A 25,550-nucleotide genomic window follows, 5' to 3' on the forward strand; every position below is an offset into this window, starting at 1 on the left:
CCGGCGCGGGTCGGGCCGTCGGCAGCGCCCGTCAGGTGGGCAGCGACCGCCGCGAGGTGTCCGTGCGCCGGGCCGACGCGAGGTCGATGCGCGCGGAGAGCACGGCGGCGCCGTGCTCGGCGACCACGACCGGGTGCAGCTCGAGGACGCGCAGCTCGGCGTGGTCGGACGCCATCACCGAGAGCCGGGCGATGACGTCCTCGAGCGCGTCGATGTCGGCCGGCGGCAGTCCGCGGTAGCCGAACAGCCGCGGTGCCGCCCGCACGGAGCGGACCATCTCGGCGATGTCGACGTCGGTCAGCGGCGGGATTCCGTAGCCGATGTCGCCGAGCAGCTCCGTGGCGTCCCCGGCCAGGCCGAAGGACACGACCGGGCCGAACAGCGGGTCCTCGGTCGTCCGGACGACGCACGCCACCCCGGACGGGGCCATCCGCTGCACCTCCAGCGGCGCGTACGGCGCGCCCAGGTGCGCCGCCCGCTCCTGCAGCTGCGCGATGTCGCTGCGCAGCTCGTCGGGGCCGTCGATGTCCAGCCGCACCCCGCCGAGGTCGGCGCGGTGGCGCAGCCGGGACGCGGTGCTCTTGACCGCGACGGGCCAGCCGAGCTCCTGTGCGGCCGCGACCGCCTCGTCGGGCCCCGCCACCGTCCGCGACGGCCACAGCCGCACGCCGTAGCAGCCGAGCAGCTCCGCGGCGTCGGCGGGCAGCAGCCGGACCGGCCCGTTGCCGCTCACGGCGGCGGCCAGGTGCCCCTGGATGAGGCGGCGGGCGCGGTTGCGGTCGATGCCCGCCGGGGTCACCGGGCGGCCCCGGTCGGTGGACCGCCAGGTCGCGTACCGGACGACGGCGCCGAGCGCGGTCACCGCACCTTCCGGCGTCGAGTACGCGGGCACCGTCCACCGGCGGCCCTCGTCGTCGGTGGCCGTGAGGGCGTCGGTGATCCCGTGCAGCCCCAGCACGCACGCGACCGTCGTGACCGCCGAGCCCGCGGCGGCGTCGGCGACCGCACGGACCACGCGCGGCGAGGCGGTGCCCACCGTGGGGACGTGCACCACGACGACGGCGTCGCACTCCCCACCGCGGTACAGGTCCCGGACCGACGCCCGCAGGTCCTCCTCGGGCGTGTCGTCGCCGAACCACACGACGCGGCCGCGGTGGTCCAGCTGGGCCGCCGCAGCGGCCTCGGCGACCAGCGCCGCCATCGACGACGCGCCGGCGATGATCCCGACCCGGCGCCCGGCGGGCAGCGGCTGGCTGGCGAACAGCTGGGCGACGTCGAGCATCTCGTGGGTGTTGGCGGCGCGGACGACGCCGGACTGGCGGAAGACCTCCTCCAGGGTCCGGCGGGGCGAGCGGGTGGCCCGCACGGCGTGCCCCGGCGGCACGACCTGGCCGGACTTGCCCGCCGTGACGACCACGACCGGCTTGGCCGTCGCCAGCCGCCGCGCGATCCGGGAGAACTTGCGCGGGTTGCCGATCGACTCCAGGAAGAGCCCGACGACCTCGGTCGCCGGGTCCTCCTCCCAGAACTGCATGAGGTCGTTGCCGGACACGTCCGCCCGGTGGCCGGCCGACACGAACGACGACACGCCCAGGCGCCGGTTCGCCACGGACGCGAGGATCGGCACCGACATCGGCGCCGACTGGCAGAACAGGCCCAGCGAGCCCGGCGGTGGCAGCTCCTCGGTCAGGGACGCGTTGAACGGCGGCTGGGCCGCCGCGTCGAACAGCCCGTACGACGCGGGCCCCACCAGACGCATCCCGGCGGAGTGGGCGGCACGGACCAGCTCACGCTGCAGCACCAGGCCGCCCTCCCCCGTCTCGGCGAAGCCGGTCGACAGCACGATTACGCTGCGCACGCCGAGCGGCCCGAGGCGGCGCACGACCGAGACGACGTCCCGCGGCGGCAGGGCCACCACCGCGAGCTCGATCGTGCGTGGCACGTCGGCCAGGCGCTCCCACCGCTCCACCAGCGTGGGCTCCCCGGGCGCGCTGCCCGGCTGGGACCACCACTCCTGCAGCGGCAGGTGCCCGTGGCCGTGCGTCTCCGGCAGGCCCACGACGTGCAGCTCGCGGGTCCCGCTGCGCGACAGGCTCGCGAACGCGCGCTTGACCACCAGGTCCAGCGCGGAGTCCTCCGGGGCGCGTGCGGCGCCGACGAGGAGCACGGAGCGGGCGCCCAGCAGCCGCTGCATGCTGCGCGCCTCCGCGCGGTGCTCGCGGTCGGCGGTGACCGCCAGCGACCGGTCGGTGGGGTCGATGTCGAAGACCACGGTCACCACGCCGTCGTCCACGGTCTGCCGGACCTCGTACCCGGCCTCCCGGAACACCGCGATCATCCGCCCGTTCTGCGGCAGGACGTCGGCGGTGAACCGGCGCACCCCGACCTCGCGCGCCGCGGCGGCCAGGTGCTCCAGCAGGACCGAGCCGAGCCCACGGCCGCTGTGGGCGTCGGACACGTTGAACGCGACCTCGGCCTCGTCCGCGGTGATCCGGTCGTAGCGGGCGACGCCGATGATCACCTCGGCCGGCTCGCCGGGGTCCGCGGTGTCGAGCCGACCGGGCCGGCCGGCCTCCTCGGGCTCGCGAGGCTCACCGGGCTCGGCCGACCCGGGGTCGAGGTGCTCGGCGTGCGCGCTCTGCACGGCGATCAGCGCGACCCGGTCGACGTGGTCGACCTGGGTGAACCGGGCCAGGTCGCGGTCGGGGAGCCGCTCCAGCGCCGCGAAGAACCGCAGGTAGATGGAGTGCTCGGACTGGGCGACGTGGAACGCCTGCAGGGCGGGCGCGTCCGCCGGGGTGATCGGCCGGATGTGCGCGGTGCCGCCGTCGCGCAGGACGACGTCGGCCTCCCAGCCCTCGGGGTACGGGGCGGGCTCGGGGCGCGGATCGGTCGGTCCAGCCATGTGCCACAGGCTAGAGGGTGGCCAGGGCCTCGCCCGGTGGGGCGGGCGTGGCGGCGCGTCCCGCACGGGACCGGTGCGACGAGGCGGGACAATGGGCGGCGGCCCGCGTCCCCGCCGCGTGCCGGACCGACCCCGCACCACCGCACGGACCGTCCCGCGCCCCGCCGGGCGACGGCCGGACCACCGAGGAGCCGCATCACCCATGGCGCGTCGCACCACCCCGCCGGTCCCCGAGGACTTCACCGAGCAGATCGTCGACGTCGACGTCTCGGAGGAGATGCGCGGGTCGTTCCTGGAGTACGCGTACTCGGTCATCTACACCCGGGCGCTGCCGGACGCCCGCGACGGTCTCAAGCCGGTCCAGCGCCGGATCGTCTACCAGATGGCCGACATGGGCCTGCGACCGGACCGCGCGCACGTGAAGTCCGCGCGCGTCGTCGGGGAGGTGATGGGCAAGCTGCACCCGCACGGCGACGCGTCGATCTACGACGCGCTCGTGCGCCTGGCGCAGCCGTTCGCCCTCCGCGTCCCGCTGGTGGACGGGCACGGCAACTTCGGGTCGCTCGACGACGGCCCGGCGGCGTCCCGCTACACCGAGGCCCGGATGGCCCCGGCCGCACTGGTCATGACCGCCGGGCTGGACGAGGACGTCGTCGACTTCGTCCCCAACTACGACAACCGGCTGCGCCAGCCGGAGGTGCTCCCCGCGGCGATGCCGAACCTGCTGGTCAACGGCGCGTCCGGGATCGCGGTGGGCATGGCGACCAACATGGTCCCGCACAACCTCGTCGAGGTGATCTCCGCCGCCCGGCACCTCGTGGCGCACCCGCACGCGTCCCTCGAGGACCTCATGCGCCTGGTGCCGGGCCCGGACCTGCCCACCGGCGGCAAGATCGTCGGCCTGGGGGGGGTCCGCGACGCGTACCGGACCGGTCGGGGGGCGTTCCGGACGCGCGCCACCACCCGCATCGAGAACGTGACCGCCAAGCGCCGGGGCATCGTCGTCACCGAGCTGCCCTACCTGGTGGGCCCCGAGAAGGTGATCGAGAAGATCAAGGAGGGCGTGCAGGCCAAGAAGCTCTCCGGGATCAGCGACGTCATGGACCTCACCGACCGGGCCAACGGGCTGCGGCTGGTGATCGAGATCAAGACCGGGTTCAACCCCGAGGCCGTGCTCGAGCAGCTGTACCGCTACACCCCGCTCGAGGAGTCCTTCAACATCAACAACGTCGCGCTGGTCGACGGGCAGCCGCGCACGCTGGGCCTGGTCGAGCTGCTGCAGGTGTGGGTGGACCACCGGATCGACGTCGTGCGGCGCCGGAGCAGCTTCCGGCTGGCCCGGCGCCTGGAGCGGCTGCACCTCGTCGAGGGCCTGCTGCTGGCGATCGCGGACATCGACGAGGTCATCCAGGTCATCCGCACGTCCGACGACGCCGACACCGCCCGCACCCGGCTGCGGGAGATCTTCGACCTGTCCGAGCCGCAGGCCGAGTACATCCTCGAGCTGCGGCTGCGCCGGCTGACCCGCTTCTCGCGGATCGAGCTCGAGCGCGAGCAGGCCGCGCTCGCGGCGGAGATCGCCGAGCTCCAGGCCGTCCTCGCGGACGAGGCCCGGCTGCGGGGCGTCGTCTCGGACGAGATGGCCGAGGTGGCCCGCGCGCACGGGACCCCGCGCCGCACGATCCTGCTCGACTCGGCCGGCGGGCCCGGGCCCGCGGTCGTGTCCGCCCGCTCGGCGACGCCGCTGGAGATCCCGGACACGCCGTGCTGGGCGCTGATGTCCGCGACCGGGCTGCTGGCCCGCACGACCGACGACGCGCGCCCGGCCCGCGACGGCGCGCGGCACCGCCACGACGTGCTGCGTGCGCTCGTCCCGACGACGGCGCGCGGCGAGATCGGCGCGGTGACCTCGCGCGGGCGGCTGGTCCGCCTGCCGGTCCTGGACCTGCCGTCCCTGCCGCCCACCGACGGTGCGCCGAGCCTGTCCGGCGGCGTGCCGGTCGGCGAGGTGGTCGTGCTCGACGCCGGGGAGTCGGTCGTCGGGCTCGCGTCCCTGGACCCGGCCGCGCCGTCGCTGGCGCTGGGCACCGCGGGCGGCGTGGTCAAGCGCGTCGTCCCCGGCGACGTCCCGGCCAACCGGGACGCCTGGGACCTGATCACCCTCAAGGACGGCGACGAGGTCGTGTCCGCCGCCCCGGCGACCGACGACGACGAGCTCGTGCTGGTCAGCTCCGACGCGTCCCTGCTCCACTTCCCCGCCGCGCTCGTGCGACCGCAGGGCCGGGCCGCGGGCGGCATGGCCGGGATCAAGCTCGCCGACGGTCAGCGGGTGGTGTTCTTCGGCGTCTGCCCGCCGGCCGGCCCCGAGGGGTCAGACGGCACGCAGGACCCGGCGGACGGAACCGGGGAGGTGGGCACCGGCCGCGGGCTCGCGGTCGTGACGATCGCCGGGTCATCGTCCGCGCTGCCCGGCACCGAGGTGGGGACGGTCAAGACGACGCCGTTCGACCTGTACCCCGGCAAGGGACGGGCGACCGGCGGGGTGCGCGCGCACCGGTTCCTCAAGGGCGAGGACGCCCTGGTGCTCGCCTGGGTCGGTCCGACCCCGCCGCGCGCGACGGGCTCGGCGGGTCAGCCGATCGACCTGCCGCCGGTGGACCCGCGCCGCGACGGCTCCGGCGTCGTGCTCCCGGCGCCCGTGCACGGCATCGGCTGACGACGGGTAGGTCGCCCGGCGCGGTGACGCGCCGGGCGACGCCCTACAGCTCCACGGAGTACATGGCCGAGCCGTGGACGACCTCGTACCCCAGGCGGGTGTACAGGCCCAGCGCACCCGAGGGGTTCTCGCTGTCCACGTCGAGCTCGGCGTACTGCATCCCGTCGTCCCGGAACGCGGACATCGACGCCACCAGCAGGGCGGGGGCCACCCCGCGCCGCCGGTACGCGCGACGGACGCCCAGCGTGCCCGTGTACCCGCTGGTGTACCCGTTGACGGCCCAGTCCTGGTCGAACCGGCTCGACAGGGCGTACCCGGCGACGACCGGGCGGTCGCCGGTCTGGTCCAGCGCGAGGAAGCTCCACGCGGGTGCGAACTTGGACCGGCCGCCCGCCCAGCTCTCGACGGTCGCCGGCTCGCTGCCCCAGTGGTCGCGGAAGGCGTCGTTGTGCGCCTCGCGGACGTCGTCGTCCAGGTCCGGGGACCACGGCACCACCCGCAGACCGCCCAGCGGCGCGACGTCCGGCAGCGGCACGGCGAGGTCCCGCCGCATCGCGCGGTAGTAGCGCACGGCGCTGAACCCGGCGGCCGTGACCAGCCGGCGCGTCCCGGCCGAGCTGTCCTCGACGAACACCACCAGGCGCGCCGGGACCGCCTTGCCGGACTCCGCGAGCTTCTGCCGCCCGCGCCCCTCCTGCCACGCCAGCAGCGCCCGGCCGATCCCGCGGCCGCGCCACTGCGGGTGCACGCCGCCCTGCAGGAACGCCCGGACGGTCCGCGAGTCGCCCGGGCGCACCTCGACGAACCCCCAGGCGCGGGGCACGCCGTCGGCGTCGAGGCCGACGAGCGAGTCCCGCGGCACGTCCTTCCACCCGCCCTCGAGGGTCTCGGCGACCTCGTCCACGTCCGTGCGGAACGGGGCGGCGTCGGCCTCCTCGACCGCGGTCATCAGGACGTGCAGCGCGGGCACGTCGGCGCCGGTGATCGGCCGCCACCGGAGCCCGAGCGCCGCGGCGGGCGGGTCCAGGTGCGCGGGGGCGTCGACGCGGTCGGCGATCGGGGCCAGGTCGGCGGTGGGTGCCGGGCCGTCGGTGCGGGCCGGGTCGTCGGTCGGGGCAGGCGGCGCTGCCGTCGTCTCGCTCATGCGCGGCACCGTAACGACGGCGTCCGCCCGCGTGCCAGGCGTTTTGCGGTCAGGCGTCGATGCGGCTCGGGTCGAGCTGGTGGGCGCCGGCGACGATGAAGTCCTTGCGCGGCGCGACGTCGCTGCCCATGAGCAGCTCGAACACTCTCTCGGCCACCTCGGCGTGCTCCATCCGGACCCGGCGCAGCGTGCGGTGCCGCGGGTCCATGGTGGTCTCGGCGAGCTGGTCGGCGTCCATCTCCCCCAGGCCCTTGTAGCGCTGGATGTCGTCCTTGTAGCGCTTGCCGGCCCTGTCCAGGCGCTTGAGCGTCGCCCGCAGCTCCTCCTCGGAGTACGTGTACAGGTACTCGTTCTTGCGCGAGCCCGCGCCGATCACCTCCACGCGGTGCAGGGGCGGGACGGCGGCGTACACGCGGCCGGAGTCGATCAGCGGGCGCATGTACCGGAAGAACAGGGTGAGCAGCAGGGTGCGGATGTGCGCGCCGTCGACGTCGGCGTCGGTCATCAGGACGATCTTGCCGTAGCGCGCGGCGTCCAGGTCGAAGGACCGCCCGGACCCCGCCCCGATCACCTGGATGATCGCGGCGCACTCGGCGTTCTTCAGCATGTCCGTGACGGACGCCTTCTGGACGTTGAGGATCTTGCCGCGGATCGGCAGCAGCGCCTGGAAGTCCGAGCTGCGCGCGAGCTTGGCGGTCCCCAGGGCGCTGTCGCCCTCGACGATGAACAGCTCGCTGCGGTCGACGTCGTCGCTGCGGCAGTCGGCCAGCTTCGCGGGCAGGGACGACGTCTCCAGCGCGTTCTTGCGGCGCGAGATCTCCTTCTGCTTGCGTGCCGACAGGCGGGCGCGCATCTCCGCCACGACCTTGTCGAGCAGGAGGCTCGCCTGTGCCTTCTCGTCGCGCTTCGGGGAGGTCAGCAGCCGGTTGAGCTCGGTGTCGACCACCTTCGCCACGATCGCGCGGACCGGCGCGGTGCCGAGGACCTCCTTGGTCTGACCCTCGAACTGCGGCTCCGCCAGCCGGACCGTCAGCACCGCGGTGAGCCCGGCCAGCACGTCGTCCTTCTCGATCCGCTCGGAGGTGTCCTTGCTGGACACCTTGAGGCGGCGGGCGTTCGCGTCGACCGCCTTGCGGACGGTGCGCAGCAGGCCGGCCTCGAAGCCGGCCAGGTGCGACCCGCCCTTGGGCGTCGCGATGACGTTGACGAACGTGCGGACCTCGGTGTCGTAGCCCGTCCCCCACCGCAGGGCGATGTCGACCTCGCACTCGCGGGTGACCGCCTGCGGCAGCAGGTGCCCGCGGTCGTCGAGCACCGGCACCGTCTCGGTGAACGTGCCGGACCCGGTCAGGTGCCAGGTGTCGGTGACGGGGGCGTCCGGCGCCAGGAACTCCACGAAGTCCCGGGTGCCGCCGTGGTGGACGAAGGTCTCCTCGTGCGGCCCGTCGGCGCCGGGCGTGCCCGGGAGCCTGCGCTCGTCTCGCACCGAGACCGTGAGGCCCGGGACCAGGAACGTCGTCTGGCGGATGCGGGTCACGAGCTCGTCGTAGGAGAAGACGGCGTTGGCGGGGAACACCTGCCGGTCCGCCCAGTAGCGCACCCGGGTCCCTGTCCGGCCCCTGGCGACCTTGCCGACCAGCGCCAGCTCGGAGTTCTCCACGAACGGCACGAAGGGCGCGTCCGGGCGGGGCCCGGCGGGACCGTCGTCGAAGACCCCGGGCTCGCCGCGGTGGAACGTCATGCGGTGGGTGCGACCGCCGCGGTCCACCTCGACGTCGAGGCGGGACGACAGGGCGTTGACCACGCTGGCGCCGACGCCGTGCAGGCCACCGGACGCCGCGTACGAGCCGCCGCCGAACTTCCCGCCCGCGTGCAGCTTGGTGAAGACCACCTCGACGCCGGTCAGTCCGGTCTTGGGCTCGATGTCGACCGGGATGCCGCGCCCGTCGTCGCGCACCTCGACGGACTGGTCCTCGTGCAGGACGACGTGGATGGTCGAGCAGTTCCCCGCGAGGGCCTCGTCGACGGAGTTGTCGATGATCTCCCACAGGCAGTGCATGAGGCCGCGGGAGTCGGTGGACCCGATGTACATGCCGGGGCGCTTGCGCACCGCCTCCAGGCCCTCGAGGACCGACAGGTGCCGGGCGGTGTAGCTGGACTCAGCGGATGCGGTCGACACGAGGCCCCAGCGTAATCGGTGGGTCCGACACGACCCGGGAGGCGCGGGCACCCGCCGCGCGCCACCTCGTCGCGCGCCACCCGTCGCGACGCCTCGCCGGCGCCCGGCTCGCCACCGGCCCGGCACCCGGACGGGTGAGTGGCCTGCGTCACAGCCGGCGCTCGCGCGCCGGGCAGATCGGTGCTTTCCGGGACAGGCCGGGCGCCTGCTGCTTCGCGGTGAGCGAACCACCCCCTCCCCGCGGCATGCATCCTCGTGGGCGGTGGTTACATGTGATCGTGACTGCAACGACGACCGACCCCCTGACCGCGGCCGACCGCTGCGACCGCTGCGGCGCGCAGGCCTACGTCCGCGTGGTGATGCCGAGCGGCCAGCTGCTGTTCTGCGCCCACCACGCCCGAGAGCACGCCCCGAAGTTCACGGCCCTGGCGACCCACGTCCAGGACGAGACGGACCGACTCCTCGCGGAGCACGGAGCGGGGGCCGGCGCGGTCCGCTGACCGCCGCCGGGGGGCAGTGCGCCCGCCAGGACCACCCGGACACGACAGAGGGCCCGACCGTCACGGTCGGGCCCTCTGTCGTGCACCACACCTGCGGGGCTCGGGCCTGGTGCGCCGTGCACCGCGGCGGCGGCGCCGCGGCCGGGTGCGTCCGGCAGGCGCTCAGCGCACCTGCGCCGGCACGAAGCCGAGAAGGCGACCGGGAGCGGACCGGACCGCCTGACGCGACAGCAGCAGGGCGAGCGGCGAGCCCTCCTCCGGACGGGTCGGGCCGGCGCCGGAGATCGTGCGCTGGGTGGCCTGCTCGGGGCCGCCGAGGCCGTCACGGCCGGTGCGACGCGCGGGGATGGGGAGGTCGGACATGAGCGGCTCCTGTCGTTCGGTGGCCCGGCTGACCTGGACGGTCCCGTGGCTTTGCGTCCCCGCCTCTCGACGGGTTTGCCCTTCTCGCTGACAGCAGTGAACGTACCTCACGAATCGGGCATCCCGGTCGTGCGGGGGGATATTCACCCGTTCCGCCCAGCACCGGGTCGTGAGCACGATCCGTCGTCAGCCGGTCGGGCCCGCGACCGACGTCCGGGCGACCCGTCCCCTCGCCCCCGTCTGCGCCGCTCGCCCGTTCGGGTGCCCGCCGCGCGCTCCGGGTGCCGCAGCGGCGACGCTCACCTATCTTCGGCGCCACGGCGGCGCGAGCGCGCCGCAGCGACGACGAAGGAGACCCGATGTCCGGACATGGCCAGAGCCCCGTGGCGCCCACCACCCCGGGAGCCGTGACCCCCGCGAGCTCGACCCCGGTGCTGCCCATCCTCTCCTTCGTGTTCTCCGCGGTTGCGCTGTTCTTCCTGCCCATCGTGTTCGGCGTGGTCGCGATCGTGCTCGCCGCCGTCGCGCTGTCCAAGCGTCAGCGGCTGGCCAAGGCGGCCCTGATCGTCGCCATCGCCGCCACGGTGCTCGGCATGGTCCTCGGCGCGGTCGTCATGGCCACCCTCCAGGCCGGCTGACGGCGCCCGGCGCCCGCCCCGCGCGGCGCCGACCACCGGACGGACGACGAGCCCCCTCCCGGTCCGGGAGGGGGCTCGTCGTCGTGGTGGATCAGTCCAGGTAGTCGCGCAGCACCTGCGAGCGGCTGGGGTGACGCAGCTTCGACATCGTCTTGGACTCGATCTGCCTGATCCGCTCACGCGTGACCCCGTAGACCTTGCCGATCTCGTCGAGCGTCTTGGGCTGGCCGTCGGTCAGGCCGAACCGCATGGACACGACGCCGGCCTCCCGCTCGGACAGCGTGTCCAGCACCTGGTGCAGCTGCTCCTGGAGCAGCGTGAAGCTGACCGCGTCGGCCGGGACGACGGCCTCGGAGTCCTCGATGAGGTCCCCGAACTCGCTGTCCCCGTCCTCACCGAGCGGGGTGTGCAGCGAGATCGGCTCGCGACCGTACTTCTGGACCTCGACGACCTTCTCCGGGGTCATGTCGAGCTCCTTGGCGAGCTCCTCCGGGGTGGGCTCGCGGCCCAGGTCCTGGAGCATCTGCCGCTGGACGCGCGCGAGCTTGTTGATGACCTCGACCATGTGCACCGGGATGCGGATGGTGCGGGCCTGGTCGGCCATGGCGCGGGTGATCGCCTGCCGGATCCACCAGGTGGCGTACGTGGAGAACTTGTAGCCCTTGGTGTAGTCGAACTTCTCGACCGCGCGGATGAGTCCGAGGTTGCCCTCCTGGATGAGGTCCAGGAACAGCATGCCGCGGCCGGTGTAGCGCTTGGCGAGGGAGACGACGAGTCGCAGGTTCGCCTCGAGCAGGTGGTTCTTGGCGCGACGACCGTCGCCCGCGATCCACTCCAGCTCGCGGCGCATCTTCGGCTCGAGCTTGATGCCGGAGTTGAGCCGCTCCTCGGCGAACAGGCCGGCCTCGATCCGCTTGGCGAGCTCGACCTCCTGCTCGGCGTTGAGGAGGGCGACCTTGCCGATCTGCTTGAGGTAGTCCTTGACCGGGTCCGCGGTCGCACCCGCGGTGACGACCTGCTGGGCCGGGGCGTCGTCGTCGTCCGCGTCGGAGTAGACGAAGCCGCCGGCCTCCTCGGTCTCCTTCTCCTCGGTCGGCGCGGCGACGGAGTCGCCGGCCGCGACCTCGTCGGTGTCGGCGACGTCCGCGACCGGGGCCACCTCGACGTCCTCGACGACCAGGTCCTCGACCACCTCGAGGTCGGCGGGCTCGACGTCGACCTCGGGGTCGACCTCGGCGTCCGCGGGGACGTCGGCGTCGCCGTCCGCGCCGACCTTGGCGGCGGCGACCTCGCCGGCGGCGGACTTGGCGGTGGCCGCCTTCGCGGTGGTCGCCTTGGCCGTGGTCGCCTTGGCGGTCGTGGCCTTCTTCGCGGCGGGCTTGGTGGCCTTGGCGACGACGTCGGCGTCACCGTCGACGGTCGCGGCCTTCTTGGCGGGTGCACGACGCTTCGCCGGGGCGGCAGCGGCCGGGTCGGCGGGGTCGACGGTCGCGTTGGCGGTCTTGCGCGCCGTGGTGGTGGCGGCGGCGACCTTGACCGTGCCGACCACCGGCTCCGCGACGCTGACACCGGCGGCTGCGAGGCCGCGGTACACGACCTTCAGCCGCTTGGCGTCATTGACCTGCGCAGACTCGCAGGCTGCACGGAACGCCTCGGCGTCGACCGTGCCGTGCGTGCGTCCACGTACGACGAGCTCCTGGAGCGCCGGGTGCTCGAACTCGCGCGGAAGTGCAGGAATCGGGGAGAGGGATGACACGAACAACCTTTCGGCAGCGCCAGGCTCGCGGACGAGCCCCTGGACACAGATATTGTACCGGCCGCCCTGCTTACCGACGGGCCGGTCGACGCCGTGGACGAGGTGACGTGAGCCTCGCGGCGGCCGTGCTCACTGGGTGACAACGGCTCCGGACGACGCCTCATTCCCGCGCGGCTTGACGGCCAGCACGGGGCACGGGGCGTCCAGCAGGATCCGCTGCGCGTTGACCCCGAGGATCAGCTTGCCGACCGGGCTGCGCCGGCGCAGGCCGATCACGATGAGCGCCGCGTCGCTCCCCTCCGCGGCCCCGATGAGGTCCTCGGCGACGTCGCGGCCCTGCGGCATCTCCCGGACGTCGTAGGGCAGTCCCCGACCGTCGAGCTCGGCGCGGACGGCGTCCAGGGCACGGGACTGCTCGGCGGACGCCTCCGGCGACGCGCCCGCACCGCGGTCGCTGACCACCAGCAGCAGGCCGGTGGAGCGGCGCTCCGCCTCCGCGGCGGCCGCGTCGAGCGCCGCCCGGCCCTCGGGTGTTGCCAGGAAACCGACGACGATGGTCATGCGTCCTCCGTTGCACTCGCCCGGCCCGGCAGCGGGCCGCGGGCCTCGACCGTACCGGAGCCGGGGACCCGACCCGGACCCCGGCCGCCCCCCGCTCGCCGCCGCCGGTCGCTCCCCGCCGTTCCCCGTCCGCCCGTCCGGTGCGCCGTGGTCAGGGCTGCGCCTGCACCCACCCGGGCGCCAGCCCGGCCGCCAGCGCCTCCCTGAGCAGTCGCCCGAGGCGGTACCCCGGCTCGGCGCCCCGTGCGCGGTCCAGCAGCACCCCAGCCCGCGCGCCGTCGCCGTGCCACCAGGCGAGCAGGGCCAGGAGGGTCAGGGTGGGCGCCCGCTCGCACGGCCGCTGGTGAGCCGCGACCCGGTCCAGCACCGCGGCCGACGACGCGTGCAGGGCCTCGTCCGGCGGCACGCCGTCGCGGGGGCTGAGGATCGACCCGAGGAGGTCCGCGATGCGCCCGGACAACGCCGCGTCGTCGGGGGCGCGCGGCGCGAGGGACCGCTCCGGGAGGTCCCCGGCGGAGGCGACGAGGGAGAGCAGGACGGCGTCGCGGACGGCGACGTCCGCCAGGGCGACGCCGACGCGCGCCAGCGCCGCAGCGCGCACCCCCGCGTCGCCGGTGCGGGCGGTGGCCACCTCGCTGCGCCACGCCCGCAGACCGCTCAGCCGCCACGCCGCGAGCGCCGCCGGCCCGGCCTGCTCGGCCGCCGACCTCTGGGCCGCCCACCGCGCCGCCGCCCGCACGGCGTTGCGCCGCGCCTGGGCTCCCACCGACGGCTCCGGCACGAGCAGCTCGCGCGAGTCGGCGACCATCGCCCCGGCCAGCACCATGTGCGCGCCGACCTCCGTCGACTCGAGCTCGACCAGCGGGCGCCCGCCCGGCGGGCAGCAGGCGTCGTCGGCGCAGTCCAGGGACAGGTAGCCCTGGGCGCACACGACCCAGACCGGGACCTCGCCGAGGAACGCCCCGGCCGCCGAGCGGAAGTGGCGCACCGCCGGGGGCACGTCGACCCATGCCGCCGGTGGGTGCTCGACTGGCCGGCGGCCCGATCCCGGTCCGGACGTCGCGACGGACACCGGACCGGGCGTCGGGCCCGGCACCGGGCGTTGGCCCTGGCAGGGGCCCTGACCTCCCCGCGGGTCGGCCCCCGTGTACAGGACCAGGACCGCCCGGTCGGCGCCGTCGCCGACGAGGTGCGTCACCAGGCGCCGCGCGAGCTGCGGTCCGCCCTCGTGGTCGGCCAGGTCGACCAGGTCGACCCGGGCGACGAGCCCGACGCGGCCGCGCGGGGGTCGCAGGGCGACCGCGACGGCGCTGTGCTCGGGCCGGAAGCCGAGCTGGTAGGGCAGCAGCGCGAGCAGCTCGCGCGGCTCCCGCACCCGGATGGTGGTGGCGTCCATGGGAGCGAGAGGACCGCACCCCCGGGCTCAGCGTCCGGGCCCGGGGGGCGTGCTGTGGATGCGGCCCTGCGCCCCGTGGCTGGGGGCGGGCTGCGGGTGAGTCCCGAGGGGGCCGCGCCGCCCGGCTACCGTGTGCCGGTGCCCGCGCCCACCGACTCCCGCGTGCGCCGTCCGGCACGCGGCCACGGCGGCCGAGCGGCGGTGGTCCGGCGCGCCGCCGTGGCGGTCTTGGGGATGACGGTTCTCGGCGGGTGCACCGACCCGGCCCGGCCGTCGGACGGCACCCCTCCCGGTCCCGTGGTCAGCGCGCCGTCGTCGGCGTCTCCCGAGCCCGCCCCGTCGGTCCCGGCGGCGGACGAGCACTCCGCGGTCGGCACGCTGCCGGACGGCTTCCCGAGCGCGCTGCTGCCGGTGCCGCCCGGCGCCGAGATCTTGGTGGCCAGCTACGCGCCCGAGGGCGAGGCGGGACCCGGCGCGCCGTACGCGGTGAGCCTCAACGTGCGCACCGACCTGGCCGTGGCCGAGGCCGTGGCGCTCTACCGCGCCGCCCTGGTCGGTGCCGGGTTCGCCGAGACGACCGGTGGACCCGGTGGGTCGCTCAGCGCGGAGTCCACCTTCACGCGGTCCGGCGGGCAGGAGATCGTCGTGGTCGGCGTGCTCGACCGCGACGGCACGCGGACCGTCACCGCCGGCGGGCAGGTCCTGGCACCTGCGTGACCGGCCGGCGCGCGCCGCGGCGCCGGCCCGCGGGCGACCGGACGCAGCCGGGTGCCGCCCGTAGGCTGCCGCCGTGACCCCCACCGCCGCCGCCCTGGTCGACGTCGAGCAGGTCCGGCCACGCGTCGACGCCCTCCTCGCCCGCTACGTCGCGAGCGAGCGCGCGCTGCTCACCGGCTTCGGCGCCGACAGCGCCGTGCTCACCGACGCGGTGGCCCGCATGCTGTCGGGCGGCAAGCGGCTGCGCGCCGCGTTCTGCTACTGGTCCTTCCGCGCGCACGGCGGCGAGCCGGGCACCGCGCACGCGGACGCGGTCCTGGGCGTCGGCGCGGCGCTCGAGCTCTTCCAGGCCGCCGCGCTGTTCCACGACGACGTCATGGACGACTCCGACACCCGCCGCGGCCAGCCGGCCGCGCACCGCGCCTTCGCCGACCGGCACCGCCGGTCCGGCTGGTCGGGCGACGCGGAGCGGTTCGGGGAGGCGGCGGCCATCCTGCTCGGGGACCTGACGCTCATCGCCAGCGAGGCGCAGTTCAGCCGGGCGACCGCCGCACTGCCCGAGGACGTGGCCACCGGTGCCCGCCAGGTGTTCGACCTCATGCGCACCGAGGTGACCGCCGGGCAGTACCTGGACGTCCTGGCCCAGGCGCTGCCGTGGGGCGAGGACCCGCAGGGCGACGAGGTGCGGGCCCGCGAGGTCATCCGCGCCAAGTCGGCCCGCTACAGCGTGGAGCACCCGCTCGTCCTGGGTGCGGCGCTCGCCGGCGCCGACGTCGCGGCCCGCCGGGCGTGCACCACGTTCGGCCTGCCGCTCGGTGAGGCCTTCCAGCTGCGGGACGACCTGCTGGGCGTGTTCGGCGACCCGGCCGCGACGGGCAAGCCGGCCGGTGACGACGTCCGGGAGGGCAAGCGCACGGTGCTCGTCGCCCGGGCGATGGCGGCGGGCGACGCAGGCCAGCGCGCCACGCTGCGGGAACGGCTCGGCGTCCGGGACCTCGGCGACGACGACGTCGCGCTGGTCGCCCGCACCATCGCCTCGACCGGCGCGCCGGACCAGGTCGAGCGGCTGATCGCCGCGCTGTCCGCGACGGCGTTCGCGGCCCTGGACGACGCCCCGCTGGCCGAGCCGGGCAAGTCGATGATCGCCGAGCTCGCCCACGCCGCCGTCGACCGGGCCGCCTGACCCCTCGCGACGGCGCACCCGGACGGCGGGCGACCGACGGCGGGGTACCGGCGGCCGCCGGCTACAGCAGGGTCTGCGCGCGGCGGCGCACCTCGGTCTTCGACCCCGACCGCAACGCCTCGATCGGCGTGCGCCCCAGGACGTCGTCCGGCGAGAAGAGCCACTCGATCGCCTCGCCCGGGTCGTACCCGGCGTCGTCGAGCAGCGTGAGGGTCCCGCGCAGCGCCGCGAGCACGGCCCACTGCGGCGCCGTGCCCTCGGTGTCGTCGTCCTCCCCGGCGGGGGACGACGGCGCGGCGGGGTTGGCCAGGTGAGCCGGCACGAGGAAGTCCGTCGGGACCGACAGCACGTTGCGCTCACCGCGCCGGACCGCCACCAGACGGCCCTCCTGCACCAGGCGGCGCACCTTGCCGACGTCGATCCCGAGACGCTCGGCCACGTCCGGGATGGTCAGCCAGTCGTGGACGAGGGCGTCGAGAGCTGCGGTGTCCGTCACGGCGACAAGCCTACGCAGCAGGGACCACCTACTCGCATCGGGTGAGTTACACCGACGCAATTACCGTCGTCCGCTTTCCACGGCCAGGGACGTCGGCTACGTTCGCACCAGTCCCAGCAGTCACATCAGTAACTGCCGTCCCAGCAGTCTTCATCTCTCACATTGCCGAGGTTCGACCCATGACCCAGCCCGCCACCGCCCGCTCGGACGCGTCCGCGCGCCTCAGCGACGAGCTCGGCCAGGCCCCGACGACGTCGCCGCGCACCGCACGCCACCGGGTGACCACCGGGACCGGCGCCACGCTCGTGCTCGCCGTCGCATCCGTCGCCGGTGCCGGCGCGGCCCAGGCCGACGAGCAGTACACGGTCCGCGCCGGCGACACCGTGTCGCACATCGCCGCACGCAGCGGCGCCTCGGTCGGCGCGATCGCCCGGGCCAACGACCTGCCCGCCTCGGCCCGCATCCGGATCGGCCAGACCCTGACGATCCCGACCGGGGCCGCGGCGCCGTCCGCCGCCCCCGCGCCGGCGGCCGCACCGGCGCGCGCCGCCGTCTACACGGTCGTGTCCGGCGACACGGTGTCGCGCATCGCCGCGAAGCACGGCACGACCGCGTCCGCCGTCGTCGCGGCGAACGGCCTCGACTCGCGCGCGTTCATCCGGGTCGGCCAGACGCTGACCATCCCGGGCGCCGGCGGCGCGACGGCACCCGCCCCGGCGGCCGCGCCCGCGCGTGCCGCGACCGGCGGATCCTACACGGTCGCCTCGGGCGACACCGTCTCCCGGATCGCCGCCCGGCACGGCACCACGGTCGCCGCCATCGTGGCCGCCAACGGCCTGGACTCCCGCGCCCGCATCCGCATCGGCCAGACCCTGACGATCCCCGGTGCAGGTGGCGCAGCCGCCGCCGCGCCCGCCGCCGCCGCCCCCGTCGCTGCTGCGAGCGGCACGTACACCGTCGCGTCCGGGGACACCGTCTCGCGCATCGCCGCCAAGCACGGCACGACGGTCGCGGCGATCGTGGCGGCGAACGGCCTCGACTCGCGCGCGTTCGTGCGGATCGGCCAGAAGCTCACCGTCCCCGGAGCGGCCCCAGCCGCCACGAAGGCGCCCACGACCCAGCTGGTCGGCAACACGTTCGCCGGCCGGACCTACTCCGACGCCGTGGTCTCCTCGGCCAACGCGAACAAGGCCACGCTGCTGTCGATGGGGGTCCCGTCCAAGGACGCCATGCGCGCCAAGGTCGCCGCGACGGCCCGCGCGATGGGCGTCGACCCGGCGCTCGCGCTCGCGATCGCGTACCAGGAGTCGGGGTTCAACCAGACCGCCGTCTCCCCCGCCAACGCGATCGGCACGATGCAGGTCATCCCCTCCTCCGGCCAGTGGGCCGGTGACCTCGTGGGGCGTCCGCTCAACCTGCTGGACCCGGACGACAACGTGGTGGCCGGCGTCGCCATCCTGCGCCAGCTCGTGCGGATCAGCCCGGACCTGCCCAGCGCCATCGCCGGGTACTACCAGGGCGCGTCGTCGGTCAAGCGCAACGGCATGTTCGCCGACACCCGCCGGTACGTCGCCAGCGTGCAGACCCACATGACGCGCTTCCGCTGAACCGCCGCGCCTGACCGGCCCGTCGCACGCGCGACCGTAGGATGACCGCCGTGGGAACCACCATCAGCGACCCGTTGGTCGGCCGCCTGGTCGACGGGCGCTACGAGGTCGTCTCCCGCATCGCGCGTGGTGGCATGGCGACCGTGTACCTCGCCGTCGACCGGCGCCTCGACCGCGAGGTCGCGGTCAAGGTGATGCACCCGCACCTGGCGGAGGGCGCCGCCGGCACGGCGTTCGTCGCGCGGTTCCGCCGCGAGGCCCGGGCGGCCGCCCGCCTGACCCACCCGGGGCTCGTCGGCGTCTACGACCAGGGTGTGGACGGGGACACCAGCTACCTGACGATGGAGTACATCGACGGGACGAACCTGCGCCGCCACCTCGGCGAGCGCGGGGCCCTGTCCGTGGAGGAGTCCTTCTCCGTCCTCGAGCGCATCCTCGACGCGCTCGCCGCCGCCCACCGCACGGGGCTCGTGCACCGCGACATCAAGCCCGAGAACGTGCTCATCGCGTCCGACGGCCGGGTCAAGGTGGCGGACTTCGGGCTGGCCCGGGCGGTCACCGAGGTCACGTCGACGACGACCGGGACCGTCCTGGGCACGGTGGCATACCTCGGCCCCGAGCTGGTCGCGAAGGGGGTGTCCGACCCGCGCACCGACGTGTACGCGACCGGGATCCTGCTGTACGAGATGCTCACCGGGCGCCAGCCGTTCGTCGGGGAGACCCCGATCCAGGTCGCGTTCCAGCACGTCAACTCCGACATCCCGGCGCCCTCCACCGTCCTGCCGTGGATCCCGCAGGAGGTCGACGAGCTCGTCGGCGCGCTGGCCGCGCGCGAGCCGGACGACCGGCCGGTCGACGCCGGGGCCGCGCTCGCCGCGCTGCGCCGGACCCGGGCGAGCCTCGACGCGTCGACGCTCGCCCGTCGCGCCGACGTCGAGCCGACGATCGCGCTGCACCCCGCCACCGTGGACCCCGACAGCCCGCCGTCCCCGGACGGCGCCGACGACCACGAGGACGAGGCGGGCGGCGCCACCACCCGCCTGGACGTCGGGGCCCGGGGCTCCACGGTGGCGCTGCCCATCGGCGCCGGCATCCGCACCGCCCAGGAGCAGGCCGAGCAGGAGCGCGCGGCCCACGCCCCCCAGCGACGCCGACGCCGCCGTCGCTGGGCCGCCGTCGTCACGCTGCTGCTCGCGTCCGGCGCCGCGGGGACGTGGTGGTTCCAGACGGTCGGCCCCGGGGCCTACACGTCGGTGCCCGACGTGGTCGGCGACGACCAGGCGGCCGCGGTCGAGGAGCTCGACGGCTCCGGGCTGGGCTCGAGCGTCACGCTGGTCTTCGACGAGACGACGCCCGGCACGGTCATCGGGAGCGAGCCCGAGCCCGGTGCGCGGATCCTGGAGGACGGCTCGGTCGTCCTGTCGGTGTCCCAGGGACCGGAGATGACGACCGTCCCGGGCGGGCTCGTCGGCGCCAGCTTCGACGACGCCCAGGCGGCGCTGCAGGCCGCCGGGCTCGTCCTCGGCCAGACCGAGACCCCGTACGACGACGAGGCGCCGAAGGGCTCGGTGATGGCGGCCTCCCAGCCGGCCGACACCGCGCTGCCCAAGGGGTCCGAGGTCGTCCTCACGGTGTCGCAGGGGCCCGCGCCGGTCACGATCCCGCAGGTCATCGGCGCCACCCGGGAGCAGGCGACCAAGGACCTGGAGAGCGAGGGCCTCGTCCCCACGGTCACCGAGGCGTTCAGCGACACGGTCCCGGCCGGCACGGTGGTCGACCAGGACCCCACGACCGGCACGGCGGGGCACCGGCGCGACCCGGTGACCATCGTGGTGTCCAAGGGACCCGAGCTCGTCGAGGTCCCGAGCGTCGTCTCCCAGCAGTACGACGCGGCGGCCGAGCGGCTCACCGAGCTCGGGTTCGTCCCGCAGCGGCAGAACGTCCTAGGCGGGTTCTTCGGGACCGTGCGGGACCAGACCGTCGCCCCCGGTCAGATGGTGCCCCGGGGCACCTCCATCACGCTCACCGTCGTCTGATCCCGGCCTCGGCCGCGGTACCGACCCGCGCCGGCGACGGACGGCGGGCGGCCCGGGTCTGCCCCGGACCGCCCGCCGTCAACCTCGTGCGCGTGCCGCCGTCGGGGTCAGGCGCCGCGCATCAGCTGGACGACCTGGAAGGCCATCTCCAGCGACTGCTGGTGGTTCAGGCGCGGGTCGACGAGCGTCTCGTAGCGCAGCGCGAGACCGGCGTCATCGATCTCCTCGCTGCCCCCGAGCACCTCGGTGACGTCGTCACCGGTGAGCTCGACGTGCAGGCCGCCGGGCACCGTCCCCAGCGCCCGGTGCACCTCGAAGAAGCCCCGGACCTCGTCGAGCACGTCCGTCAGGCGGCGCGTCTTGTACCCGCTCGCCGAGGTGATCGTGTTGCCGTGCATCGGGTCGCAGACCCAGGTGACAGGCGACCCGGCCGCGGTGACCTTCTCCACCAGCGCGGGCAGCGCGTCGCGGACCGTGCCGGCTCCCATGCGGGTGATGAACGTCAGGCGCCCGGGCTCGCCCGCCGGGTTGAGCTTGTCGATCAGCGTCAGCGCGTCGTCCGCGGACGTCGTCGGGCCGAGCTTGACCCCCACGGGGTTGCGGACCCGAGACAGGAAGTCGACGTGGGCGCCGTCCACCTGACGGGTGCGCTCCCCGATCCACAGGAAGTGCGCGGAGCAGTCGTACGGCAGGCCGGTGCGCGAGTCGATCCGGGTCAGCGGGCGCTCGTAGTCCAGCAGCAGCGCCTCGTGGCTGGAGAAGAACTCCACGGTGCGCAGCGCGTCGAAGTCGGCACCGCACGCGGCCATGAACCGGATCGCGCGGTCGATCTCCGCGGCGGTCTCCTCGTAGCGGGAGTACGCCGGGTTGGCCATGAACCCGCGGTTCCACTCGTGCACGCGCCGCAGGTCCGCGAAGCCGCCGGTGGTGAACGCCCGCAGCAGGTTCAGCGTCGCGGCACTGGTGTGGTACGCCTGCTGCAGCCGCTCGGGGTTCGGAACGCGCGCCTCGGGCGTGAACTCGTGCGCGTTGACGATGTCGCCCCGGAACGCCGGCAGCGTGACGCCGTCGCGGGTCTCGGAGTCGGCGCTGCGCGGCTTGGCGTACTGCCCGGCCATCCGCCCCATCTTGATGACCGGCAGGCTCGCGCCGTAGGTCAGCACGACCGCCATCTGCAGGATGGTCTTGATCTTGTTGCGGATGTTGTCGGCCGTGGCCTCGGCGAACGTCTCGGCGCAGTCGCCGCCCTGCAGGAGGAAGGCCTCCCCCCGTCCCGCGGCCGCGAGCCGGGACTTCAGGACGTCGGCCTCGCCGGCGAACACCAGCGGCGGCAGGGCGGCGAGCCGCTCCCCCACCCGCCGGACGTGGTCAGGGTCCGGCCAGGTCGGCTGCTGGGCGACGGTCAGCGTGCGCCAGTGGTCCAGACCCGCCAGGACCTGGGGGTCGGGGGTGACCTCGACCTCGCCCGTCGACCTGCCCTGCTGGGACGTCACGACGTCGCCGGGACGAGCTGCTGGCCGATGCCGGCCAGCAGCTCGCCGAACCAGGGCTGCGACACGTCGAACGCCTTGCCACCGGCGATGCGGGGGAACGCGATGGCCTTGAGCCGGTCGCCGTCCTCCTCGTCGTGCCCGATGACGCCCGCCTCGCCGCGCAGCGCGCACTCCACGGCCAGGTCCGTCATGGACTTGATCAGGCGCAGGTCCTCGGCGTTGGCCGCGGCGGCGCGCGAGTAGTACCCGCTCTTCTGCACCATGACCTTCTCCGCGCCGAGCTTCTCGGCGAACTGCTGGGCGAACCACTGACCGGGGTTGATGTCGTTCAGACGCACATGGCCGAACGGGTCGCGCGCGACCTCGGTGCCGGCGGCCTCGAGCTGCTCGACGATCTCGTGCATGCCGGCGCCCTCGGACAGGAAGATGTTGACGTTCCCGATCTCGTCCATGACCCCGCGCAGGCGGGTGGCCTCGGCCTCGATGTCCAGCGCCAGCTCGGGCAGGAAGACGGCGTGGACGTCCCACCGCTCCTTGCTCAGGCCGATGTTCGGGAGCCACTCCTGGGTGTCCAGCCACCGGCGGTACTCCGCGGCGGCGGCGGCGGTCAGCCAGCCGCAGTGCCGGCCCATGACCTCGTGCACGATCAGCATGCGCGGCCCCGAGCGGTGCTCGCCGATGATGTTGCGCGCGAACCCGGCGGCCTCCTCGGCGGCGGTCCAGGCGCCGAGCGACTGCTTGATCGGGATGATGTCGTTGTCGATCGTCTTGGGCAGCCCCACGACGGTCAGCTCGTAGCCGTTCTCGTGCAGGTAGGCGGCCAGGTCGGCGGCCGTCGTGTTGGTGTCGTCGCCCCCGATGGTGTGCAGGACGTCGACGCCGTCCGCCTTGAGCCGGTCCGCCGCGACCTTCAGCGGGTCCTGGCCCTCCTCGACCAGGCCCCGCTTGACGAGGTCCTCGGCGTTGGTGAGCTTCACGCGGGAGTTGCCGATCGGCGAGCCGCCGAAGCGGTGCAGGAGCCCGGCCTTGGCGCGGGTCTCGTCGTCGACGACCACGGTGTTGCCGGTCAGCAGGCCGTGGTAGCCGTGCTGGTAGGCGATGATCTCGACCTCCGGCGCGACCTCGGTGTAGCGCTCGATCAGCCCCCCGACAGCGGAGGACAGGCACGGCGCGAAGCCGCCCGCGGTCAGCAGCGCGACACGACGAACCGACATGGAACTCACCCTTCGTAGGTCTTCTCTTCCGCCCGCGCGGCCGACGGCGGCGTGTGCACGGGCGCACCGCCGGACCGGGTCGCTCGGCGACCCGCGGCCGGGACGGGGATCGCCACCACCGGCGGCGACCCGGCGTTCATCCTACTGACGGGGTCGCGTCGTCCTCGGGCGGTACCGGAACGTGGACCTCCGGGGCCGGGCGGCCGCCGGGGGCGAGCGGCACGCCCGTCGCCGGCTCGCCGCCGTCGACGGGGCGGGCGTGCCCGGACGCCAGGCGCGCCTTCTGCGTCGCGGCGTACACGTCGACGTACTCCTGACCGGACAGGCTCATCAGCGCGTACATGATCTCGTCGGTGACCGAGCGCAGGATGAAGCGGTCGCTCTCCATCCCCCGGTAGCGGCTGAAGTCCAGCGGCTCGCCGATCACGATCCCGATGCGCATGACCTTGGGGATCCGCCGCCCGATCGGCTGGGCGATGTTCGTGCCGACCATCGCGACCGGGATCACCGGCGCGCCGGACTCGATCGCCAGACGCGCGACGCCGGTCTTGCCGCGGTACAGACGACCGTCCGGGCTGCGGGTGCCCTCGGGGTAGATGCCGAAGAGCCCGCCGTCGTTCAGCCGGCGCAGGCCGGTGCGCAGCGCCGCCTCGCTCGCCTTGCCGCCGCCCCGGTCGACCGGGATGGTCCCCACCCCGCGCATGAACCCCGCGGTGACCCGGCCCTTGAGCCCGGCCCCCTGGAAGTACTCGGACTTGCCGATGAAGACGATCTCCCGCGGCAGCACGAGCGGCAGGAAGAACGAGTCGATGACGGCCAGGTGGTTGCTCGCCAGGATCGCCGGGCCGTCCACGGGGACGTTCTCCACTCCGCGCACCCAGGGGCGGTACACCAGGCGCAGCAGGGGACCGACCATCACCCGCTTCATGAACCAGTAGAACAACGCCCCACCTCTTCCACTGCGCCGACGCGACCCGCGCGCAGCATCCGTACGACTCTAGAGTGCTGCACATGGCCGCACGCCACGACGACACGGGGGACGCCCCCGACCGCCCGGACCGGGACGACATCGCCGAGCGCTGGGCCGAGATCATCGCCGACCTGGGCCCGCTGGACGCCGACGAGAGCGTCGACACCGCCGCCCCCGACGGGCCCCCGGACACCGGTGCGAGCCCCGATCCCGGCGCCGGCCCGGCGGTAACCTACCCGGTCGCGCCGTGGGTGTCGGCCCGCCCGGGTCAGTCGGCGCCGCGCGAGCTGTCGGGACGTGACTGGTCCGGCACCGACGACATCGAGGCGGCCGAGGCGGAGCTCGACGACCGCGAGCACTTCGTGCCCCCCGAGCCCGGACCCGTGCTCGGCGGCGACCCGCTGCTGACCATGGCCTGGTTCGGGGCGGCCGGGGTGCCCATCGCCCTGCTCGTCGCGCTCATCGTGTGGCGGGACGCGCCGGTGGTCCTCATGCAGGCCGCGGGCGTCGTCTTCCTGCTCAGCTGCGGGCTGCTCCTGTGGCGCATGCCGCACCACCGCGACGACGACCACAGCGGACCGGGCGCCGTCGTCTGACGCGGTACGGCGGCGGCTCAGATCCGGGCCAGGTCCGCGGCGCCGACGATGCCGGCCTCGTTGCCCATCGACGCCAGCATGATCTTGGCCTCGGGCCGGTGGCCGCGAGCCGAGAGCTGGTCGGCGAACGCGTGGCGGGCGGGGTCCAGCAGCAGGTCGCCGGCGGCGCCCACCCCACCCCCGATGACGACCAGCGCCGGGTCGAGCAGCGCCGCGACCGACGCGGCGCCCTCGCCGATCCACCGCCCGAGCTGCGCGAGCAGGTCGACGGCCAGGGGGTCGCCGTCCTGCGCGGCCTGGGTCACCTGCGGCCCGGTGAGGTCCTGCGCGTCCCCGCCCGCCAGGGCGAGCAGGGTGGCACCGCGCTCGGCGTCGACCACGATCGCGGCCTGGGCGTCGCGGACCAGCGCGCTGCCGGACGCGTACTGCTCCCAGCAGCCCTCGTGTCCGCAGCCGCAGTAGTGCCCGCCCGGGACCACGCGCATGTGACCGACCTCGGCGGCCACACCCCAGGCGCCCCGCACGAGCTTGCCGCCGACGATCAGCGCCCCGCCCAGACCCGTGCCGACGGTCAGCATGAGCATGTCGTCGACGGCGCGGCCGGCCCCGAAGCGGAACTCCGCCCAGCCGGCGGCGTTGGCGTCGTTCTCCACCACGATGCGCACGTCGTCGTCGAGCAGCGCCCGGACGCGGTCCCGCAGCGGGTAGTCCCGCCAGGCGATGTTGGGGGCGAACAGCACGGTGGACCGCTCGGAGTTGACGAAGCCGGCCGCCGCCACGCCGATCGCCTGGACCTCGTAGCTCTGCGACAGCTCGGCGTAGACGTCGGCGACCGCGCGGTCGATGCTCGCGGCGTCGTCCGGCTCGGTGGCTCGGCGCGTCTGGGCGAGGATCGTGCCGTCCTCGTCGACCACACCGGCCGCGATCTTCGTCCCGCCGATGTCCACACCGATCGCGTGCATGTCCGTCCTTGCTGTCCGGGGGCTGCGCCGGGTGGGCGCGGGGGTCACGGTACGCGGGCACCCGCGTGCCGGACGACGTCCAGCGTTGGGGTGAACCGACGCGACGAGGCTAACGGTG

The 25,550-nt window shown here is 74.7% G+C and carries 20 protein-coding genes and 1 riboswitch; of the genes, 8 read left to right on the forward strand and 12 right to left on the reverse strand.

Annotation, left to right across the window (positions count from 1 at the left end):
• Positions 1–31: 31 nt before the first annotated feature.
• Positions 32–2,905 (reverse strand): bifunctional acetate--CoA ligase family protein/GNAT family N-acetyltransferase, encoded by a 2,874-nt coding sequence (locus tag CAE01nite_RS07095; RefSeq protein WP_146902070.1) that lies wholly within the window; start codon positions 2,903–2,905, stop codon positions 32–34.
• A gap of 202 nt (positions 2,906–3,107) precedes the next feature.
• Between CAE01nite_RS07095 and CAE01nite_RS07100 the strand changes: the two genes are divergently transcribed.
• On the forward strand, positions 3,108–5,621 hold the full coding sequence (locus CAE01nite_RS07100; protein WP_146902073.1) for a DNA gyrase/topoisomerase IV subunit A: 2,514 nt from the start codon (positions 3,108–3,110) through the stop codon (positions 5,619–5,621).
• A gap of 43 nt (positions 5,622–5,664) precedes the next feature.
• On the opposite strand, the gene CAE01nite_RS07105 is transcribed toward CAE01nite_RS07100, so the two are convergent.
• Both CAE01nite_RS07105 and CAE01nite_RS07110 read right to left on the reverse strand, forming a co-directional pair.
• On the reverse strand, positions 5,665–6,765 hold the full coding sequence (locus CAE01nite_RS07105) for a GNAT family N-acetyltransferase (RefSeq protein ID WP_146902075.1): 1,101 nt from the start codon (positions 6,763–6,765) through the stop codon (positions 5,665–5,667).
• Between the two features lie 49 nt (positions 6,766–6,814).
• A complete protein-coding gene (locus tag CAE01nite_RS07110; protein WP_146902078.1) occupies positions 6,815–8,944 on the reverse strand; it encodes a DNA gyrase/topoisomerase IV subunit B in 2,130 nt (709 codons plus the stop codon).
• 245 nt (positions 8,945–9,189) lie between these two features.
• Here CAE01nite_RS07110 and CAE01nite_RS07115 point away from each other — a divergent pair, with 245 nt between their 5' ends.
• Entirely contained in the window at positions 9,190–9,444 is a 255-nt protein-coding gene (locus tag CAE01nite_RS07115) for a DUF7455 domain-containing protein (RefSeq protein WP_146902081.1), read from the forward strand.
• A gap of 162 nt (positions 9,445–9,606) precedes the next feature.
• On the opposite strand, the gene CAE01nite_RS07120 is transcribed toward CAE01nite_RS07115, so the two are convergent.
• Positions 9,607–9,807: a hypothetical protein gene (locus tag CAE01nite_RS07120; RefSeq protein ID WP_146902084.1), complete on the reverse strand. Its 201-nt coding sequence runs from the start codon at positions 9,805–9,807 to the stop codon at positions 9,607–9,609.
• A 15-nt stretch (positions 9,808–9,822) separates the two neighbouring features.
• A riboswitch (cyclic di-GMP riboswitch) is annotated at positions 9,823–9,897 on the reverse strand.
• Between the two features lie 269 nt (positions 9,898–10,166).
• On the opposite strand from CAE01nite_RS07120, the gene CAE01nite_RS07125 reads away from it, so the two are divergent.
• On the forward strand, positions 10,167–10,445 hold the full coding sequence (locus CAE01nite_RS07125) for a hypothetical protein (RefSeq protein WP_146902087.1): 279 nt from the start codon (positions 10,167–10,169) through the stop codon (positions 10,443–10,445).
• Positions 10,446–10,536: 91 nt separating this feature from the next.
• Here CAE01nite_RS07125 and CAE01nite_RS07130 read toward each other — a convergent pair whose 3' ends face one another.
• From CAE01nite_RS07130 to CAE01nite_RS07140, 3 genes are all read right to left on the reverse strand, one after another.
• Positions 10,537–12,201, reverse strand: coding sequence for an RNA polymerase sigma factor (locus CAE01nite_RS07130; protein WP_146902090.1), 1,665 nt, complete (start codon positions 12,199–12,201; stop codon positions 10,537–10,539).
• Between the two features lie 129 nt (positions 12,202–12,330).
• On the reverse strand, positions 12,331–12,762 hold the full coding sequence (locus CAE01nite_RS07135) for a universal stress protein (RefSeq protein ID WP_146902093.1): 432 nt from the start codon (positions 12,760–12,762) through the stop codon (positions 12,331–12,333).
• A 151-nt stretch (positions 12,763–12,913) separates the two neighbouring features.
• Positions 12,914–14,158: a DUF4192 domain-containing protein gene (locus CAE01nite_RS07140; RefSeq protein ID WP_146902095.1), complete on the reverse strand. Its 1,245-nt coding sequence runs from the start codon at positions 14,156–14,158 to the stop codon at positions 12,914–12,916.
• Positions 14,159–14,296: 138 nt separating this feature from the next.
• Between CAE01nite_RS07140 and CAE01nite_RS07145 the strand changes: the two genes are divergently transcribed.
• Positions 14,297–14,875, forward strand: coding sequence for a hypothetical protein (locus tag CAE01nite_RS07145; protein WP_146902098.1), 579 nt, complete (start codon positions 14,297–14,299; stop codon positions 14,873–14,875).
• Positions 14,876–14,948: 73 nt separating this feature from the next.
• Positions 14,949–16,058, forward strand: coding sequence for a polyprenyl synthetase family protein (locus CAE01nite_RS07150; RefSeq protein ID WP_146902101.1), 1,110 nt, complete (start codon positions 14,949–14,951; stop codon positions 16,056–16,058).
• Positions 16,059–16,119: 61 nt separating this feature from the next.
• Here CAE01nite_RS07150 and CAE01nite_RS07155 read toward each other — a convergent pair whose 3' ends face one another.
• On the reverse strand, positions 16,120–16,554 hold the full coding sequence (locus tag CAE01nite_RS07155) for an Rv2175c family DNA-binding protein (RefSeq protein ID WP_146902104.1): 435 nt from the start codon (positions 16,552–16,554) through the stop codon (positions 16,120–16,122).
• A 179-nt stretch (positions 16,555–16,733) separates the two neighbouring features.
• On the opposite strand from CAE01nite_RS07155, the gene CAE01nite_RS07160 reads away from it, so the two are divergent.
• Positions 16,734–18,161: a lytic transglycosylase domain-containing protein gene (locus CAE01nite_RS07160; protein ID WP_146902107.1), complete on the forward strand. Its 1,428-nt coding sequence runs from the start codon at positions 16,734–16,736 to the stop codon at positions 18,159–18,161.
• Between the two features lie 41 nt (positions 18,162–18,202).
• Positions 18,203–20,197: a Stk1 family PASTA domain-containing Ser/Thr kinase gene (gene pknB, locus CAE01nite_RS07165; protein WP_246131059.1), complete on the forward strand. Its 1,995-nt coding sequence runs from the start codon at positions 18,203–18,205 to the stop codon at positions 20,195–20,197.
• Between the two features lie 107 nt (positions 20,198–20,304).
• Here the strand turns inward: pknB and CAE01nite_RS07170 are convergent, their stop codons facing one another.
• The 3 genes from CAE01nite_RS07170 to CAE01nite_RS07180 all read right to left on the reverse strand — a co-directional run bounded on the left by CAE01nite_RS07170 (position 20,305) and on the right by CAE01nite_RS07180 (position 23,847).
• Positions 20,305–21,630 (reverse strand): class II 3-deoxy-7-phosphoheptulonate synthase, encoded by a 1,326-nt coding sequence (locus CAE01nite_RS07170; RefSeq protein ID WP_246131081.1) that lies wholly within the window; start codon positions 21,628–21,630, stop codon positions 20,305–20,307.
• Positions 21,631–21,686: 56 nt separating this feature from the next.
• Complete coding sequence (locus CAE01nite_RS07175) at positions 21,687–22,904, reverse strand: pyrophosphate--fructose-6-phosphate 1-phosphotransferase (protein ID WP_146902116.1); 1,218 nt, start codon at positions 22,902–22,904, stop codon at positions 21,687–21,689.
• Positions 22,905–23,040: 136 nt separating this feature from the next.
• Complete coding sequence (locus CAE01nite_RS07180) at positions 23,041–23,847, reverse strand: lysophospholipid acyltransferase family protein (RefSeq protein ID WP_246131060.1); 807 nt, start codon at positions 23,845–23,847, stop codon at positions 23,041–23,043.
• A 68-nt stretch (positions 23,848–23,915) separates the two neighbouring features.
• Here CAE01nite_RS07180 and CAE01nite_RS07185 point away from each other — a divergent pair, with 68 nt between their 5' ends.
• Positions 23,916–24,470, forward strand: coding sequence for a hypothetical protein (locus tag CAE01nite_RS07185; protein ID WP_146902119.1), 555 nt, complete (start codon positions 23,916–23,918; stop codon positions 24,468–24,470).
• A gap of 17 nt (positions 24,471–24,487) precedes the next feature.
• On the opposite strand, the gene CAE01nite_RS07190 is transcribed toward CAE01nite_RS07185, so the two are convergent.
• The gene (locus CAE01nite_RS07190) at positions 24,488–25,432 is read right to left on the reverse strand and encodes an ROK family glucokinase (RefSeq protein ID WP_146902122.1); all 945 of its coding nucleotides are present in this window, start codon (positions 25,430–25,432) and stop codon (positions 24,488–24,490) included.
• Between the last annotated feature and the right edge of the window lie 118 nt (positions 25,433–25,550).

The sequence above is a fragment of the Cellulomonas aerilata genome (genome assembly GCF_007991755.1).
GTDB classification, from domain to species: domain Bacteria; phylum Actinomycetota; class Actinomycetes; order Actinomycetales; family Cellulomonadaceae; genus Pengzhenrongella; species Pengzhenrongella aerilata.

Excerpts from the sequence above, each read along its gene's own strand:
- CAE01nite_RS07095 (WP_146902070.1), bottom strand. The coding sequence starts at position 2,905 with ATGGCTGGACCGACCGATCCGCGCCCCGAGCCCGCCCCGTACCCCGAG.
- CAE01nite_RS07100 (WP_146902073.1), top strand. The coding sequence starts at position 3,108 with ATGGCGCGTCGCACCACCCCGCCGGTCCCCGAGGACTTCACCGAGCAG.
- CAE01nite_RS07105 (WP_146902075.1), bottom strand. The coding sequence starts at position 6,765 with ATGAGCGAGACGACGGCAGCGCCGCCTGCCCCGACCGACGACCCGGCC.
- CAE01nite_RS07115 (WP_146902081.1), top strand. The coding sequence starts at position 9,190 with ATGCATCCTCGTGGGCGGTGGTTACATGTGATCGTGACTGCAACGACG.
- CAE01nite_RS07120 (WP_146902084.1), bottom strand. The coding sequence starts at position 9,807 with ATGTCCGACCTCCCCATCCCCGCGCGTCGCACCGGCCGTGACGGCCTC.
- CAE01nite_RS07125 (WP_146902087.1), top strand. The coding sequence starts at position 10,167 with ATGTCCGGACATGGCCAGAGCCCCGTGGCGCCCACCACCCCGGGAGCC.
- CAE01nite_RS07135 (WP_146902093.1), bottom strand. The coding sequence starts at position 12,762 with ATGACCATCGTCGTCGGTTTCCTGGCAACACCCGAGGGCCGGGCGGCG.
- CAE01nite_RS07140 (WP_146902095.1), bottom strand. The coding sequence starts at position 14,158 with ATGGACGCCACCACCATCCGGGTGCGGGAGCCGCGCGAGCTGCTCGCG.
- CAE01nite_RS07160 (WP_146902107.1), top strand. The coding sequence starts at position 16,734 with ATGACCCAGCCCGCCACCGCCCGCTCGGACGCGTCCGCGCGCCTCAGC.
- pknB (WP_246131059.1), top strand. The coding sequence starts at position 18,203 with ATGACCGCCGTGGGAACCACCATCAGCGACCCGTTGGTCGGCCGCCTG.
- CAE01nite_RS07175 (WP_146902116.1), bottom strand. The coding sequence starts at position 22,904 with ATGTCGGTTCGTCGTGTCGCGCTGCTGACCGCGGGCGGCTTCGCGCCG.
- CAE01nite_RS07185 (WP_146902119.1), top strand. The coding sequence starts at position 23,916 with ATGGCCGCACGCCACGACGACACGGGGGACGCCCCCGACCGCCCGGAC.
- CAE01nite_RS07190 (WP_146902122.1), bottom strand. The coding sequence starts at position 25,432 with ATGCACGCGATCGGTGTGGACATCGGCGGGACGAAGATCGCGGCCGGT.